This window comes from Pseudomonas sp. App30 (genome assembly GCF_047947025.1).
In the GTDB taxonomy this organism is placed as follows: domain Bacteria; phylum Pseudomonadota; class Gammaproteobacteria; order Pseudomonadales; family Pseudomonadaceae; genus Aquipseudomonas.
The window spans coordinates 6614677-6630205 of sequence record NZ_CP133165.1 but is presented as its reverse complement, the minus strand read 5'-3'; the positions used below and the strand labels follow the sequence as shown (position 1 = coordinate 6630205).

Annotated in this window: 15 protein-coding genes; 7 read left to right on the top strand and 8 right to left on the bottom strand. The window is 65.4% G+C overall.

From position 1 onward, the window contains the following. Positions 1 to 41: 41 nt before the first annotated feature. The 7 genes from RAM80_RS30550 to RAM80_RS30520 form a co-directional block, all read right to left on the bottom strand. The gene (locus RAM80_RS30550; RefSeq protein ID WP_416424097.1) at positions 42 to 1133 is read right to left on the bottom strand and encodes a Gfo/Idh/MocA family protein; all 1092 of its coding nucleotides are present in this window, start codon (positions 1131 to 1133) and stop codon (positions 42 to 44) included. Between the two features lie 24 nt (positions 1134 to 1157). Then, positions 1158 to 2153 (bottom strand): inositol 2-dehydrogenase, encoded by a 996-nt coding sequence (gene iolG / locus RAM80_RS30545; RefSeq protein ID WP_416424096.1) that lies wholly within the window; start codon positions 2151 to 2153, stop codon positions 1158 to 1160. A gap of 106 nt (positions 2154 to 2259) precedes the next feature. Further along, complete coding sequence (locus RAM80_RS30540; RefSeq protein ID WP_416424095.1) at positions 2260 to 3126, bottom strand: sugar phosphate isomerase/epimerase family protein; 867 nt, start codon at positions 3124 to 3126, stop codon at positions 2260 to 2262. 41 nt (positions 3127 to 3167) lie between these two features. Further along, positions 3168 to 4064, bottom strand: a complete 897-nt coding sequence (locus RAM80_RS30535; protein ID WP_416424094.1) for an intradiol ring-cleavage dioxygenase — start codon at positions 4062 to 4064, stop codon at positions 3168 to 3170. Positions 4065 to 4109: 45 nt separating this feature from the next. Next, positions 4110 to 5552: a sugar porter family MFS transporter gene (locus RAM80_RS30530; protein WP_416424093.1), complete on the bottom strand. Its 1443-nt coding sequence runs from the start codon at positions 5550 to 5552 to the stop codon at positions 4110 to 4112. 155 nt (positions 5553 to 5707) lie between these two features. Next, complete coding sequence (locus tag RAM80_RS30525; protein ID WP_416424092.1) at positions 5708 to 7045, bottom strand: carbohydrate porin; 1338 nt, start codon at positions 7043 to 7045, stop codon at positions 5708 to 5710. Between the two features lie 212 nt (positions 7046 to 7257). Further along, positions 7258 to 8172, bottom strand: a complete 915-nt coding sequence (locus RAM80_RS30520; protein WP_416424091.1) for a LysR family transcriptional regulator — start codon at positions 8170 to 8172, stop codon at positions 7258 to 7260. A gap of 128 nt (positions 8173 to 8300) precedes the next feature. Between RAM80_RS30520 and RAM80_RS30515 the strand changes: the two genes are divergently transcribed. From RAM80_RS30515 to RAM80_RS30505, 3 genes are read left to right on the top strand one after another with little or no spacing between them, the layout of a single operon-like run. Further along, a complete protein-coding gene (locus RAM80_RS30515; protein WP_416424090.1) occupies positions 8301 to 9113 on the top strand; it encodes a dioxygenase in 813 nt (270 codons plus the stop codon). Positions 9114 to 9135: 22 nt separating this feature from the next. Further along, complete coding sequence (locus RAM80_RS30510; RefSeq protein ID WP_416424089.1) at positions 9136 to 9564, top strand: nuclear transport factor 2 family protein; 429 nt, start codon at positions 9136 to 9138, stop codon at positions 9562 to 9564. Then, positions 9539 to 10603, top strand: coding sequence for a maleylacetate reductase (locus RAM80_RS30505; protein WP_416424088.1), 1065 nt, complete (start codon positions 9539 to 9541; stop codon positions 10601 to 10603). The genes RAM80_RS30510 and RAM80_RS30505 overlap by 26 nt, the downstream gene beginning before the upstream one ends. Here the strand turns inward: RAM80_RS30505 and RAM80_RS30500 are convergent, their stop codons facing one another. After that, on the bottom strand, positions 10604 to 11635 hold the full coding sequence (locus RAM80_RS30500; protein WP_416424087.1) for a LacI family DNA-binding transcriptional regulator: 1032 nt from the start codon (positions 11633 to 11635) through the stop codon (positions 10604 to 10606). It abuts the gene before it with no gap. A 118-nt stretch (positions 11636 to 11753) separates the two neighbouring features. On the opposite strand from RAM80_RS30500, the gene RAM80_RS30495 reads away from it, so the two are divergent. From RAM80_RS30495 to RAM80_RS30480, 4 genes are all read left to right on the top strand, one after another. Beyond that, a complete protein-coding gene (locus RAM80_RS30495) occupies positions 11754 to 12599 on the top strand; it encodes an SDR family oxidoreductase (protein ID WP_416424086.1) in 846 nt (281 codons plus the stop codon). Then, entirely contained in the window at positions 12599 to 13750 is a 1152-nt protein-coding gene (locus RAM80_RS30490; RefSeq protein ID WP_416424085.1) for a phytanoyl-CoA dioxygenase family protein, read from the top strand. The genes RAM80_RS30495 and RAM80_RS30490 overlap by 1 nt, the downstream gene beginning before the upstream one ends. A gap of 37 nt (positions 13751 to 13787) precedes the next feature. Then, positions 13788 to 14711, top strand: a complete 924-nt coding sequence (locus tag RAM80_RS30485) for a sugar ABC transporter substrate-binding protein (RefSeq protein WP_416424084.1) — start codon at positions 13788 to 13790, stop codon at positions 14709 to 14711. Between the two features lie 66 nt (positions 14712 to 14777). After that, positions 14778 to 15527 (top strand): substrate-binding periplasmic protein, encoded by a 750-nt coding sequence (locus tag RAM80_RS30480; RefSeq protein WP_416424083.1) that lies wholly within the window; start codon positions 14778 to 14780, stop codon positions 15525 to 15527. Positions 15528 to 15529 lie beyond the last annotated feature (2 nt).

Below are 15529 nucleotides of genomic sequence, written 5' to 3'. Positions count from 1 at the left end.
GGGCCGAGCGGGCACTTCGCGTACCGGGACTGCGGGTGGTGTTACAGCGCCAGGGCGACTTCCTGGCCGTTGGCATCAGCGGACTCGAACAGTGCCTCGAGGATCACGTTGATGTCATGGGCCTGGGTGGCCGGCACGTTGGATGGCGCGCCGGTATACACCGAGTGCATGAAGGCCGCGGCTTCGCGGTCGAAATACACCGGGTTGCCGATCTCGGCGATTTCCGGCGAATAGACGGTCTTGCGCACCGCCCAGATCTCCGGGAAGCTGTTTTCGTTCCAGTGGGTCCAGCCCTGCTGGTGGCCGTTCTTGCCGTCGTGGTACAGCTTGTACGAGGCCGGCATGGGCGTGGAATGCATCACGCCGTGGGTGCCGTAGGCGGTGATGTCCCAGCTTTCGGTCCAGGGCATCGGGTCCCAGGACATGAAGTCGATGGTCACCAGCTTGTCGTCATAGTTGAGCACCGCGCCCACGGCATCTTCGCGGGCCGAATCGCTCATCTGCCCGGCGAACTTGGTGATGCGTGCGTTCACCGATTTCGGCTTGCCGAAGTGCAGCAGGATGCGGTCAATGGTGTGGCAGCCGATCACGTAGAACGCGCCGCCACGGTCGCCCGGCTGCTTCATGTGGTTGGTGTCGGCTTCGTCGTGGGAGCAGCCGGCGTGGGCGCGCACCTGCAGCACCTTGCCGATCTCGCCGCTCTGCAGCACCTGCTGCATCTTTTCCACCGACGGCGCGTAGCGCCAGCAGTAGCCCACCTGGAACAGGCCGCCGGTGCGTTCGACGGCTTCGACGATACGCTGGGTGTCCTGGGTGCCGCGGCCGGCGGGTTTTTCGCACAGCACCGCCTTGCCGGCTTCCAGGGCCTCGATGGCCCAGTCGGCCATCAGGTAGCTCTTGGGGTGCACCAGCACGATGTGCACGTTGGGGTCGGCGAGGATTTCTTCCTTGCTGCGCGGCTGCACGTCCAGGGCGTCGCAGAACGGCTGCAGCAGCGGCGTGTCGTCGTAGGCGCCGTGGAACTGCACGTTGGCCAGGCGCTTGAACGCCTTGACGCGGCCCGAGGTGTGCGGGTGGGTGATGCCCAGGCAAGCGACGCCAATGGGGGTGCCGCGCTCACGTTGATAGGTCATGGTCATACTCCTTGTATCCGCGACTCAAAGCTTGATGGTGCGGCCGCTGGCCACCGATTCCACGCAGGCGTCGGCCAGTTTCAGGGCTTTCAGGCCATCCTGCACAGTGGTGGGCAGCGGCTTCTTGTGCACCAGGGCGTCGATGTAGGCTTCGAGTTCCGCCTTGTAGGCCTGCTGGTAGCGTTCCAGGAAGAAGTTCAGCAGCGGCTCGCGGGCGTCGGTAACGTCCTGGCTCCAGCGGCGGATGGTGGTGGGCCGCAGGTTGTCCATTTGCAGCATGCCCTTGGCGCCGAACACCTCGATGCGCTGGTCGTAGCCGTACACCGCGTTGCGGCAGTTGTTGATGTGGCACTGCTTGCCCGAGGCGGTTTGCATCTGCACCATGGCGGTGTCGTAGTCGTCGTACTTTGCCATCATCGCCGGGTCGATCAGGCGGCTGCCGATGGCGTTGATTTCCACCGGCTCCTCGCCCAGCAGCCAGCGGCCGATGTCCAGGTCGTGAATGGTCATGTCGCGGAAGATGCCACCCGAATGCTGGATGTAGTCTTCGGGGGCCAGGCCAGGGTCGCGACTGGTGATGACTACTTGGCGCACTTCGCCGATGTCGCCGGCGTCGATGGCAGCGCGCATTTCGGCGAAGGTGCTCTCGAAGCGGCGGTTGAAGGCCAGCATCACGCGGCCGTTCAGGCGCTCCACTTCTTCCACCGCGGCCAGGCTCTTGGCCATGTCCAGGTCGATGGGTTTTTCGCACAGCACCGCCTTGCCCTGGCGCACGGCGCGCAGCATCAGGTTGATGTGGGTGTGGGTGGGCGTGCCGATGACGATGGCGTCGACGTCGGCGCGGTCGATGGCCGCCTCGCAATCGGTCATGGCTTCGGCGCCCAGCTCATCGGCCAGGCGCGAGGCGGCCTCGGCGAAGGGATCGGCCACCACCACCAGTCTGGCCAGTTTGCTCGCGGCCACGTTGGCGGCGTGGATCTTGCCGATACGGCCTGCGCCCAGCACTGCGATACCTACCATGTTGTTTCTCCTGAATACGCTGTTGTTTGTATGTGTGGGAGCTGGCTTGCCAGCGAGCTGTTGAACGGCTGAAAAGCTCGCTGGCAAGCCAGCTCCCACATTTTTTTCAGAACTTGATGTTTTCAAACTGCGCCATGGTGGTGTCGAAGGCCCGCTTGGCCGCGACTTCCAGGGGCAGCTTGCGCAGCTCGGCGCTGATCAGCTCCACGCCCCACGGGCCGCGGTAGCCGACGTTGACCACTTGCTGGATGAACTCGGGCACGTCCAACTGCCCTTCCCCACACAGCTTGCGGTGGTGGGTGGAGTCGTGGAAGAACGACTCGACCACCGCATGGTTGGCGTCGTCCAGCTCGATGGACTTGATCAGCTCCAGCGGGATCTTGCTGATTTCGTCGAAGCTCATGCCGCCACGGGCCACGTGCCAGGTGTCCACCAGCAGGCCGCCGTTGGGGCGCACGCCTTCGGTGACGGCGATGGCGCGGTCGATGGTGTTGACGCTGGAGAACGGCAGGAACTCGATCACCACGTTGGTGCCGTAAGGCGCCGCGGCATCACAGAGGATGGCGAAGGCATCACGCATGCGCGCCACGTCGGGTGGGCCTTCCTCGAACAGCCCGCCGGCCACTTTCAGGCTGCGCGCGCCCAGCTCGCCGGCTATTTCCAGCAGCTCGTCGCGAATCACGTGGGAGGCCGCCAGCACGTCACCTTCCAGGTGCCAGTCGGTCAGGAACTCGACCTCCACGTGCTTGATGCCGTTGTCCTTGAGAATGTTGCGCACGGTGGAGATGCCCAGCTTGGCGACGTTGTGCACAAGGTCCGCGTGCACCAGGCCCATGCCGCGCCAGCCGGCCTTGGCCGCCGCTTCGGCACGCGCCTGCAGGGAAAACGGGCTGATCTCGCTGGGCGCGCCGGGGTAGGTATCACCGGCCAGGGTCCAGTAGGCTGCAAGCAGTTCAACGTTTTTGTCGGGCATGTCGATCACTTTTGATTGTCGTTGAAGATCGGGTCGGTAGTTCAGGCAGGCGTCAGGACGAAGTCCCAGTTCACCGCCAGGTAAGGCACTTGCAGGTCGTAGCGCTGGGCCGTGGCCGCGTCGCGCTGCGTGGTGAATTCGGCGATCAGCTCTTTCTTCACGCCGAACACCGTGTCCTCGTGCAGGTACGGGCAGTCGGGGGTGAAGATGTGGGTAATGACCTGGTCGTAGCCGGGCGCGGTGACGATGAAGTGCAGGTGCGCGGCGCGGTTGGGGTGGCGCCCCAGCTGGCCCAGCAGCTTGCCCACCGGGCCGTCGGCCGGAATCGGATAATGCCGTGGCTTCACCGTGCGGAAGGCGTAGTAGCCGTCGGCGTCGGTGGTGAACAGGCCGCGCAGGTTGTACTCGGGCTGCACGCCCTTCTGCTGGACGTCGTAGAATCCGTCGTCGTTGGTCTGCCAGATGTCCAGGGTGGCGCCGACAATCGGGTTGCCGTCGGTGTCCAGCACCCGGCCGCTGACCAGGGTCGGCTCACCTTTGCCGTCCAGGCAGATGTTGGCGCCGTTCTCGTAGCGCGGCGCGTCAGCCACGTAGAACGGGCCGAGGATGGTGTTGGGGGTGGCGCCACTGGGGCGGCGGTGGTTGATGGCGTCCACCAGCATGGTCACGCCCAGCACGTCAGACAGCAGAATGTATTCCTGGCGCCAGTCAGTGCACATGTGGCCGGTGCTGGTGAGAAATTCGATGGCCTTGAACCACTCTTCGTGGGTGGGCTCGATTTCCTTGATGGCCGCGTGCAGGTGGCGGGTGATGACGGACATGACCTCGCGCAGGCGCGGGTCGGCTTCGGCGGTGATGCGCGCGTTGACGATCTCGGCCGAACGCTCTTCCTCGAAGAGCCCGCCTACGGGCGTGTCGGTGTTCAGGTGAGCAGTCATGGCTTGATGTCCTTGATCATTATTGTGGAAGGCCGGTGGTCGGTGTCAGCAGGCATTGGCGTTGGCACTGGCGCGGCGCCAGGTGCGGCCGCCCAGGCGCTGCTGCATGAATTGCTCGATCTGCTCGAGGGTCATGCCCTTGGTCTCTGGCAGCCACAGGGTGCAGAACACGATGGAGCCGATGTTGATGACGGCGAACAGGAAGAAGGTCATGCCGCCCATCACGCTGAGCATCAGCGGGAAGGCGAAGGCGACGACGGCGTTGAACAGCCAGAAGATGCCGACGCTGATGCCGTTCATCAAACCGCGCACGTGGGTGGGGAACAGTTCGGACATCAGCAGCCAGTACACCGGGCCGATGCACATCTGCATGAAGAACAGGAACATCAGCACGCCGCCCAGCGCCAGGTAGCTTTGCAGCAGCGAATGGGGCATGAAGTTCATCACCACGCCGAGGAAGATCTGCGCCAGCACCACCACGGTCAGGCCCAGCAGCAGGATCGTGCGCCGGCCCAGGCGGTTGATCAACCACATGCCGATCAGCGTCGCCACCACCGCCACCAGGCCATTGCCGATGGTGGCGATCAGGGCGGCGTGGGTGCCCATGCCGGTTTCCTTGAGGATCATGGGGGTGTAGTACATGAAGGCGTTGACGCCGGTGAACTGGATGATGAAGCCCAGGGCGATGCCGATGCCCAGCAGCTTGAGCAGCCAGGGCTCGGCGAGCTTGGCCAGGCTGCCGCCATGGCGGCGCTCGACGTCGCACTGGGCGATGATTTCCTTCAATTCACGGTCCACTTCGCGGTGGGTGTCGCGAATGCCCAGCAAGGTGGCCTTGGCTTCGTCGATGCGGCCCTTGCTGACCAGCCAGCGCGGCGACGAAGGCACGAAATGCATGCCCACGTACAGCAGCGCCGCCGGAATCAGTGCGATGGCCAGCATGTAGCGCCACACCGAGGGGCTTTCGAACAGGTGCACAAGGCCGGCGCTGGCGATATAGGCCAGGCATTGGCCGGAGACGATCATCAGTTCACTCTGGCACACCAGCCGGCCGCGATGCTTGGGCGCGGCCAGCTCGGCGATCAGCACCGGCACTGCCGACGAGGCGCCGCCCACGGCGATGCCCAGCACGAAACGGGTGGCGACCATGCTCCACAGGGTGGGCGACAGCGCAGTGCCCAGGGCGCCCAGGGCAAACAGCACGGCCAGGGCCTTGAGCACGCCGAGGCGGCCATAACGGTCGGAGAGTTGGCCGGCGAACAGTGCGCCGAAAGCGCCGCCGAAGATCAGTGCCGAGGCCACCAGGCCTTCGGACATGGGCGTAAGGCCCAGGCCGCCCTGGGCGGGTTCCAGGGCCATGAATGGCAATGCGCCGGAGATGACCCCGGTGTCGTAACCGAACCCCAACGAGCCCATGGTGGTGATGGCGGCAATGCGCCAGAGGATTTTCGCGGACGCGCCAACGGCGGCGGTTTGGTTACTGGACATGAGGTCAACCTTTATTGAATTTATGTGTACGCTCAGTGGGGAGGAGATTACTGCGATTGAATTGGAAAAAACATGCCGCAATGGCAAATGTGTTTTCCAGCTAGTGGAAAACCGCGCCGCCCTCCCCCAACGGCGCGCATTGCCGTGCAGGCGCTCTAGAACCGGGCCTGCACCTTGAGGCCGGCGATCAGCGCGGCATCCACCTCACGCACGCCGCCCGGGTTCTTCACGTATTGCAGGTTCGGCCGCACCGTCAGCCAGTTGGTCACGTGCACGCCGTAATAGATCTCGCTGCTGGTCTCGTTGTATTGCAGCGGGATATACCCCGGGTCGTTGTAGTCGCTGACGCCGTTGGCCTGGTTCTGCAGCCGCGCGCGCTCGCGGTAATCGGCGTTGGTGTGCACCTGGGCGATACCTATGCCCAGGTCATCCAGGGGGCGGCTGTCGAGCAGCCCCTTGTAGACGATGCCGGCCTGGATAAAGTGGTCAACCTGGCTTGTGGCCTTGTCGTGGTGGGTGAAGTTGGCGAACACCGACAGGCCGCGCTTGGGGTCGCCGTCGCGCGCGGTCAGTTGCTGCTGCACCACCAGCCAGTAACCGTGGCGGCTGCCATGTTCCTCGAAGGCCTGGCCCGTCAATGGCTGAGGGTTGCCGTTGCGATCTTCCAGCACGTCGTTGGCGTTGGCGCTGCTCTTGTAGTAGCCCAGGCGGTACTCGCCAGGCAGCGAGTTGAAGGTGGGGCTCCACACTAGCTCCACCGGTATCAACGCACCCTGGGTGCCACTGCCGCTCAGCTTGAAGCCGTTGCCCACTTCAAGGTTCGACGGGTTCTGCTCGAACACGCCGACCTGCGCGTACCATTCGGGCGCGAACTGGTAGCGTGTGCGAATGGCCCACTGGCTGACGGGCCAGTTGTACCAGATGTCGCCAATCCAGTTGGCCGCCTGGGCACCGCAGAACGGCGTGCTCTGGAAGTCGCAGGGAAAACTGTTGAAGTCCGAGCCTTCGTCGAAGCGGCCGGCCTTGATGTCCAGGGCACCGTCGAACCAGGCCTTGCTCATCCACATCTCGGTGAGACGCCAGGTCTGGCCGCGGCCGTACACTTCCTGGGACGAGGAATAGCCACCGGTGCGCGGGTCGGCGATGCGGTCATTGGTCAGGTTTCGGCCGTCGCGTTCGGTGATGGTCAACTGGAAGCGGGTACTGTCCCAGCCCAGCAGCTTCTGCAGGTCGGCCTTGACGCCCACCGCGTACTGCTCGGTCCAGCGTGCGGTGTGGTCCTTGTCGTAGCCCCCGTGGGCGTTGGCGGCCATTTCGCCGGTGTAATTGAGCTGTACATCCACCCCTTGGTCGAGCCAACCGCTGCGCACCCCACCCCAGTCCCCGGTCATCCAGTGGGAGTCGGCGGCAAACGGTTGATTATCGGCACAAGCCAGCCCGGGAATCAGCAGGCAAAGGCTGACCGCAACCGTGCTTTTGGCAAAGTCTTTCATGCGTGACGTTTCCTTGTTGTTGGTCTTGTTATTAACGTGCGGGCGAAGTGAAGCCGGGCGCCATTATTGCCCTGGGCAAATACGAATAAATGGACCAGGCCCCGTGGCTGCTGGGGTTCGCCGCTTCCCAGCGCCACGGATCATAGGGGGGTGAAGTTCGAGTGAATACCCGTTGAAAACTTAAATGTGAATTCCGCCACGCGGAAAACTGGCTAACGGGTCCAATAACGCTCGTGTTCATGTTTATTGAAATCGGCCAGCAGGAATTCAATGAACACGCGCAACTTCGCCGGCATGTAACGCCGGCTCTGGAACGCCATGTTGATGGTCAGCCGTGGCAAATCCCAGTCGTCCAGCACCGGTATCAGCCGCCCCGCCACAAGGTCGGCGTTGATGATGTACTTGGGCTGCACCAGGATGCCGCCGCCGGCCAGGGCGGCAGCGCGCACTATCTGGCCGTCGTTGGTTTCCAGGATCGGCTCGGCCTTGAACGCCGCCTCTTCCTTGCCTCGGGTGAAGCGCATGGTGCGCGGCTGGTTGGCGTGGCTGTAGATCAGCAGGTCATGGTTGGCCAGGTCGTCGATCGACCTGGGCGTGCCCTTGCGCTGCAGGTAGCCGGGGGACGCCGCCAGCACCCGGCGGGTCTCGGCCAGGCGGCGAATGGTGATGTTGGAGTCCGGCTCGTATTCCTTGGTGCGGATGGCCAGGTCGATCTCGCTGTCGATGATGTCGAAGTAGCGGTTCTCGCCCAGCAGCTTCACGGTGATGTGCGGGTACAGCTTGCGGAACGCCGGAATCAGCGGCGCGATGTGCAGCATGCAGAAGGAAATCGACGAGGTGATGGTCAGCGTGCCCACCGGCTGCACCAGCGATTCGCTCAGCGAGGCCTCGGCTTCCTTCAACTCGCCCAGCAGGCTTTTGCAGCTGGTATAGAACTGGTGGCCGGAATTGGTCAGGGCCAGGCGGCGGGTATTGCGGTCGATCAGCCGCGTGTTCAGGCGCTGCTCCAGCGCCACCAGGTGGCGGCTGGCGGCGGCGTTGGAAAGGCCCAGAATCTCTGCCGCCTTGCTCAGGGTGCCCACTTCGGCGGTCAGTACAAACAGCTCAAGTTCGGTCAGGCGGTCCACTGTGTACGTCCTTTTTATTTTTTCACAGGTGAAATAAAGAATTCCGCGAGCGGCCTTTTCTTACATCCTGCGGAACTATAACGTGCGGCGCTACAGGCTGAGAAGCGTGCTGCCCCGCAGGAGTGACGATGCGCGATTTGGACGAAACCACCATTACCCAGGCAGTGCTGGCCTATAACCGCGGCACCGGCGATGCGCGCCTGTGTGAGCTGATGACCAGCCTGGTGCAGCACCTGCACGCCTTCGCCCGGGACATCAAGCTGACCGAAGCCGAATGGCGCCAGGGCATCGAGTTTCTTGGCCAGGTGGGCCAGGTGGCGCCGGCCAGCGAGGAATTCGCGCTGCTGTCCAACGTGTTGGGGCTGTCGACCCTGGTATTGGCGCAGAACGAGCGCAAGCCGGCGGCCTGCACCCAGGCCACCGCCTTCTACGTAGCCCCCGGCCCGAATGCCGTGCTGCACGACCTGGGCGCTGACATCAACCCGCACCTGGGCGGCCCCAAGGGCTACGTGCAGGGCGTGGTACGCGACGACAAGGGCGCCGCCGTGCCCTACGCCGAACTGCACCTGCGCGTGGCCGGGGTGGAGGCGTTGCTGCAGGCCGACGACCAGGGCCGCTACCATTTCAGCACCTCGTTGCCCGGCAGCCAGCAAGTGCGCCACGACGGCCCGGTGAACCAGTTGCTGAGCGTGCTCAACCGCCACGCCTGGCGCCCCGCGCACCTGGCGTTTTCGGTAAGCGCCAGCGGCTACCAGCCGCTGACCACCCATGTGTACCGTGAAGGCGACCCGTACCTGGACTCGGACGCGCTGTTTGCCGTGCGCCCGTCGCTGATCACCCAGTGGCAATGCCAGCCGCCAGGCGCCACGCCCGACGGCGGCCACAGCGACGAGGTGTTCTACACCCTGGCGTTCGACTTTGTCCTGGCGAAATACGCCTGAACCCTGCCCTCTGGAGGCCCCCTTGTACGACGATCACGCTGCCATTGCCGCGCTGGAACACCAGCGCTACCAGGCCATGCGCCTGGGCGACCTGGACACCTTCGCCCGGCTTGCCCACCCGGACCTGGTCTACGTGCATTCCAATGGCGTCAAGGACACCCTGGCCGCCTATCTGGAAAAGTGCCGCCAGGGCCTGTACCTGTACCACCGCATCGACCACCAGGTGCACGAGGTGCGCCGCCTGGGCGACACCGCCCTGGCGTTCGGCGAGATGACGGCCGACATCACCTCCCACGGTGTCGCCAAGACCCTGCACAACCGCACGCTGAGCGTCTGGCTCAACAGCGGCGGGCAATGGGCGCTGGTCGCCTACCAGCCCACCGCCGTCGTCCAGCGCCCCGTCACTTCTCAAGGAGACCTGCCCCATGTCCACGCCCCCATTCGTCTATAACGGCCAGCCATCACGCGTCATCTTCGGCCAGGGTTCGCTGCAACAGCTGGAAGCGGAGATCGACCGCCTGGGCGCCAAACGCGCGCTGGTACTGTGCACCCCCGAACAGCGCGCCCAGGCCGAGCACATTGCGCAATTGCTGGGTGAGCGCGCCGCCGACATTTTCGACAAGGCGGTGATGCACGTGCCCATCGAGACAGCCCGCGAAGCCCGCGAGGTAGCCCGGCGCCTGGGCGCAGACTGCGCCGTGGCCATTGGCGGCGGCTCCACCACCGGCCTGGGCAAGGCCATCGCCATGGATTCCGGCTTGCCGATTCTGGCCATTCCCACCACCTACGCAGGCTCGGAGATGACCCCGGTGTTCGGCCTCACCGAAAACGGCCTGAAGCGCACCGGCAAAGACCCGCGCGTGCTGCCGAAAACCGTGATCTACGACCCGGAACTGACCGTCAGCCTGCCGGTGGAAATGTCCATCACCAGCGGCATGAACGCCATCGCCCACGCCGCCGAAGGGCTGTACGCCCAGGACGGCAACCCGGTGATGTCGCTGATGGCCGAGGAAGGCATCCGCGCCCTGGCCGAAGGCCTGAAAAGCATCCACCGCGACCCCGCCGACCTGGCTGCCCGTGGCGACTGCCTGTACGGCGCCTGGCTGTGCGGCACGGTGCTGGGCAACGTCGGCATGGCCCTGCACCACAAGCTGTGCCACACGCTGGGCGGCAGCTTCAACCTGCCCCACGCGCAAACCCACACCATCGTGTTGCCCCACGCCATCGCCTACAACCAGTCGGCGGCGCCGGCGCTGTCGCGCATCAGCCGGGCGCTGGGCGTGGACAGCAGCCCTGCGCAGGCACTGTTCGACCTGTCCAGCTCGCTGGGCGCGCCCACCCGCCTCAAGGACCTGGGCCTGACCGAGGTCGACCTGGACCGCGCCGCCGATATCGCCCTCTCCAACCCCTACTGGAACCCGCGCGCCATCGAGGCCACGGCCATTCGGCAACTGCTGCAGGACGCCTACGACGGCGTGCGCCCGCAGTAATCAATAAGGCAGGTTGAACGGGGTGACGATCTGCACCTGCGAAGGTGCGATCGGCCCCGTTTTCCACACCCGGTGGTACTGCAGGATGTGCAGGAACAGGTTGCGTGCATCCACCTGCAGGTTGTGGTCGATGACCGCAGCCATCTGCTGTTCTTCCAGCAGCTGGCGGTTCTCCTCGTCCAGGTCGTGGCCGATGAACACCTCCAGCGGCCGCCCGCACGCGGCGAAGGCGTCGACGATGGCGCGGTTGCCGCCGCCCACGCTGTACACCGCGCGCAAGCCGGGGTGCTGGGCAAGCGCGGCGGTGACCCGCTCGCGGGTGCGCTCGTACACCCCATAGCCGCCGCTGATATCAACCACCTGCACGTGCGGGGCGTGGGCGCGCAGCCACATGCGCAGGCCCATCTCGCGCTCCTCCTCGCCGCGGAACAAGGCGCTGCCGATGACCACCGCCACCTGCTGCGCCTGAGGCGCCAGCCAGCGGGACAGCAGGTAGGCGGCGGTCTGCCCGGCGGTGCGGTTGTCCATGCCCACATAGCCGATGCGCTCGCTGTGCGGCAGGTCGGTGACCAGGGTCACCACGGGAATGCCGGCGGCGCTTAGCTGCTTCACCGCCTGGTTCACCACCGGCTCGTCGGCGGCCTTCAGCACCACGCCCTGGCTGCCGGTGTGCAGGCAGCGCAGCAATTGGTCGTGCATGGCCTGGGGCTCGATTTCCTCGAACAGGTGAAAGCGCGGGGCGATGCGGAACGGCGCCAGGCTGCCCAGCTGCTGGGTGATGGCCGCCTGCACGGCGGCGCTGAAGCGCTTGGGCGTGTGCATGATCACGTCGACATGGAAGGTGCGGCCCACGGCCAGGCCGTTCTGCTCCTGGGCCTCCAGTTCGCCCAGGGCCTGCTCGATGCGCCGCTGGGTCTGGTAATGCACGCTGCCGCGCTGGTGCAGCACGCGGTCGACGGTGGCCTTGCTGACCCCGGCCTGGGTCGAGAGCTGCTTGATGGAGAAGTGCCGGGCGCGTTCGAGAAGGGTCATGGGCGTGAGGTTTTTCTGAGGTCTTTTTGGGCTTTGACGAGGTCAGTGCAATGCTAGTCTCAGTTTCGCCAGGCGTCGAGCCAGGGCAGCACAACAACAAAAAACCAGGAGCAAACCCATGGCAGCAGCTGACCTCAACCGCCCCTTCCACGGCCAGTATTTCGTCGTCACCGGCAGCACCCAGGGCCTGGGCGCGGCCGTGGCGCACACCCTCGCCCAGCGTGGCGCCGCCGGCCTGATCATCTGCGGCCGCCGCCAGGCCGAGGGCCAGGCCCAGGTGCAGGCACTCGCCCGGCTCGATTGCCAGGCGCACTTCGTGCAGGCCGACCTCGAACGCGTGGAAGACTGCCGCGCCATCATCCAGGCAGCCCGCACCCACTTCGGCACCCTGCACGGGCTGGTCAACTGCGCGGGCATGTCCGACCGCGGCACCATCCTTGACACCTCGCCCGAGCTGTTCGACCGGTTGTTCGCGGTGAACGTGCGCGCGCCATTCTTCCTCATGCAGGAAGCCATCAAGCTGATGATCAGCCAGGGCGTGGCGGGCGCCATCGTCAACATCCAGAGCATCGTCGGCCACGGCGGCCCGGCGTACCTGTGCCCCTACTCCACCTCCAAGGGCGCGCTGGCGGTGCTGACCAAGAACGTCGCCTTCAGCACCCTGCGCAATCGCATCCGCGTCAACGGCCTGAACATCGGCTGGATGGACACGCCCCACGAAGACGAGATTCAGCGCCGCTACCACGGCGCCCAGGACGGCTGGCTGGAACGGGCCGAGCAAGGGCTGCCGTTTGGCCGGCTGCTCAAGCCTGAAGAAGTGGCGCGCAGCGTGGCCTACCTGCTGTCTGCCGAGTCGGGGATGATGACCGGCACCGTGCTCGACCTTGAGCAAGGCGTGGTCGGCTGCGGCGACGACACTGCGCCGCGCCCCAGCGGCCCGTTGACCTTGCCGGAGGGCGCCTGATGAACAGCCCATCGGTTTTCGTGCGCAGCGACGCCGTGCAGCTGCAGGACTTCAGCCGCCTGTGCGAGCAGCAGGCGCTGCCCCGGCACTACCCGCTCTGCTCGGAGGTGCAGGCCAACGTGCCCATCTACCAGGCACACACCCTGCGCGACGCCGAGCGCGGCGCGGTGCTCGACGAGCTGCACCGGCTGTTCAGCCAGGGCCCCGGGGTGATGGTGGTGCGCCAGGCCTACACCGACCTGGCAGTGGTGGACCGCCACAGCCAGGTGTTCGACGCCATCTTCGCCCAGGAAGCGGCCCAGGGCGTGGCAGCCGACCATTTCGCCAAGGCCGGCAGCAACGGGCGCATCTGGAACGCCTTGCAGAAGGCCGCGCTGCACTCGCCGGCCTCGTTCATCGAGTACTACGCCAACCCGCTGCTGGGGCTGATCGCCGAGGCCTGGCTGGGCCCGGACTTCCAGGTCACCGCCCAAGTCAACGTAGTGCACCCCGGCGGCCAGGCGCAGCAGCCGCACCGCGACTACCACCTGGGTTTCCAGGTGCCCGAGGTGGTGGAGCGCTTCCCGCTGCCGTTGCACGTGCTGTCCCAGTACCTGACGTTGCAAGGCGCCATCGCCCATTCGGACATGCCGCTGGACACCGGGCCGACCCTGCTGCTGCCGTTTTCCCAGCAGTACCCGCTGGGCTACCTGGCCTGGCGCCGCCCGGAGTTTATCGAGTACTTCCAGGCCCACGCGGTGCAGCTGCCGCTGAACAAGGGCGACCTGCTGTTCTTCAACCCGGCGCTGTTCCACGCGGCCGGCACCAACCGCACCGCCGACCGCCAGCGCATGGCCAACCTGCTGCAGATTTCCTCGGCGTTCGGCAAGCCCATGGAGGCCCTGGACCGCGAACGCATGATGCTGGCGCTGTACCCCTGCCTGCTCGAGCAGGTGCGCGACCAGGTGCTGAGCGCCGAGCAGGTGGCGGCGGTGGTGGCCTGCACTGCGGACGGCTATTCGTTCCCCACCAACCTCGACACCGACCCGCCCCTGCACGGCCTGGCCCCGCAGACCGGGCAACAGCTGATGCTGGCGGCGCTGGCCGAAGGCTGCAGCGTGGCCACTTTTACCGAGCGCGTGCAGCAGTTGCGCGACAAACGCCGGGCCTGAACATCCTTCCAACAATAACGACAAAGCGGATCTACCCATGAAAAAACAAATGCTCGCCGTGCTGTTCAGTGCCCTGCTGTCCCCCCTGGCCATGGCCGATGTGCGCATCGGCATCAGCATCGCCCAGGTCGACGATGTGTTCCTGGCGCAGATGCGCGACTACATGGCCGCCCACGGCAAACAACTGCAGGGCGTGACCCTGCAGTTCGAAGACGCCCAGGGCGATGTGGTGCGCCAGCTCAACCAGGTGCTGAGCTTCACCGCCCAGGGCATGGACGCCATCATCGTCAACCCGGTGGACACCGCCGCCACCGCGAAAATCACCGAAGACGCGCAAAAGGCCCATATCCCGCTGGTGTACGTCAACCGTCGCCCGGAAACCCCGCAGCTACCGGCGGGCGTGGGCTACGTGGGCTCGGACGAGGTCAAGGCCGGGGAAATGCAGATGCGCTTCCTGGCCGACAAGATGGGCGGCAAGGGCAACCTGGCGATCATGCTCGGGCTGTTGTCCAACGACGCCACCCACAACCGCACCCGCGGGGTGAAAAGCGTGCTCAAGGACTACCCCAATATTCACGTGGTGGAAGAGCAGACCGCCGACTGGCAGCGCAGCAAGGCCATGGACCTGATGAACAACTGGATCGTCTCGGGCAAGCAGATCGACGCCGTGGCCGCCAACGCCGACGAGATGGCCATCGGCGCCGCCATGGCCATCCGCCAGGCCGGCCTGCAGCCGGGCAAGGACATCCTGGTGGGCGGCAGCGACGGCGGCCCGGCGGGCCTTGAAGCCATCAAGAAGGACGACCTGAGCGTGACCGTGTACCAGGACAACAAGGGCCAGGCCTACGGTTCCATCGACCTGGCGCTGAAGATGGTGCGCAAGGAACCCTACCAGGCGGAGCTGACCATCCCCTACCAGCTGATTACCAAGGCCAACTACCAGCAGTTTGTGAACCCCTAGCGGTTACCGGGGCGCCTCGGTCTATACTGGGGCTGCTTCCCCCGTACAGCCGACCGGGCAGGACACGTGAAATCGACGACACTCATCACCGCGTTGCTCTGTCTGTTGCTGGGCCCACTTGGCAAGGTCGCCGCCGCCGAGCCTTACCGGGTGGTCACCGAAGAGTGGGCCCCGTACAACTACCTTGAAAACAATCAGCTCACCGGCATGACCACCGATGTGGTCAGGGCGATCATGGCGCTGACCGGGGATGACTTCCAGGTGCAGCTGCTGCCCAGCATGCGCAGCACCCATGCCCTGCAGACCCGCCCCCGGACCATCATGTTTTCGCTGTTCCGCACTGCCGCGCGCGAGCCGCTGTACAAATGGGTCGGGCCTATCGTCGAAGAGTCGATCTACCCCTACCAGCTGGCCAGCGCGCCCCAGCAACTCGACTCCCGCGAGCAGCTGCTGCACGCCCCGCAGATCACCACCCGGCAGGCCGGGCTGGTGCCTGAACAGCTGGAGGCGCAGGGTTTCGGCAACCTCGACAAGAGCGCCGCCAGTAACCTGCAGCTGTACCGCATGCTTCTGGCCGGCCGCACTGGCATCATCATCGGCGACACCGCGGCGGGCGTCGCCTACTACAGCCAGGTGCTGCACATTGCCCCGGGCACCTTGCGGCAGATTCCCGTGGAGCTGTATCGCTCATCACTCTACATCGCCTTCAGCCAGGACTCGGATGACAGGCTGGTGGCGGCGTGGGGCCGTGCCCTGGAACAGCTGCGGCAGTCGGGCGAGCTGGCGCGCATCCAGCGCCGTTACATCGAGCGCTGAGC

Coding starts and splice junctions, on each gene's coding strand:
- RAM80_RS30490 (WP_416424085.1), top strand. CDS start 12,599: ATGAACAGCCCATCGGTTTTCGTGCGCAGCGACGCCGTGCAGCTGCAG.
- RAM80_RS30515 (WP_416424090.1), top strand. CDS start 8,301: ATGCGCGATTTGGACGAAACCACCATTACCCAGGCAGTGCTGGCCTAT.
- RAM80_RS30485 (WP_416424084.1), top strand. CDS start 13,788: ATGAAAAAACAAATGCTCGCCGTGCTGTTCAGTGCCCTGCTGTCCCCC.
- RAM80_RS30505 (WP_416424088.1), top strand. CDS start 9,539: ATGTCCACGCCCCCATTCGTCTATAACGGCCAGCCATCACGCGTCATC.
- iolG (WP_416424096.1), bottom strand. CDS start 2,153: ATGGTAGGTATCGCAGTGCTGGGCGCAGGCCGTATCGGCAAGATCCAC.
- RAM80_RS30540 (WP_416424095.1), bottom strand. CDS start 3,126: ATGCCCGACAAAAACGTTGAACTGCTTGCAGCCTACTGGACCCTGGCC.
- RAM80_RS30525 (WP_416424092.1), bottom strand. CDS start 7,045: ATGAAAGACTTTGCCAAAAGCACGGTTGCGGTCAGCCTTTGCCTGCTG.
- RAM80_RS30550 (WP_416424097.1), bottom strand. CDS start 1,133: ATGACCTATCAACGTGAGCGCGGCACCCCCATTGGCGTCGCTTGCCTG.
- RAM80_RS30530 (WP_416424093.1), bottom strand. CDS start 5,552: ATGTCCAGTAACCAAACCGCCGCCGTTGGCGCGTCCGCGAAAATCCTC.
- RAM80_RS30500 (WP_416424087.1), bottom strand. CDS start 11,635: ATGACCCTTCTCGAACGCGCCCGGCACTTCTCCATCAAGCAGCTCTCG.
- RAM80_RS30495 (WP_416424086.1), top strand. CDS start 11,754: ATGGCAGCAGCTGACCTCAACCGCCCCTTCCACGGCCAGTATTTCGTC.
- RAM80_RS30535 (WP_416424094.1), bottom strand. CDS start 4,064: ATGACTGCTCACCTGAACACCGACACGCCCGTAGGCGGGCTCTTCGAG.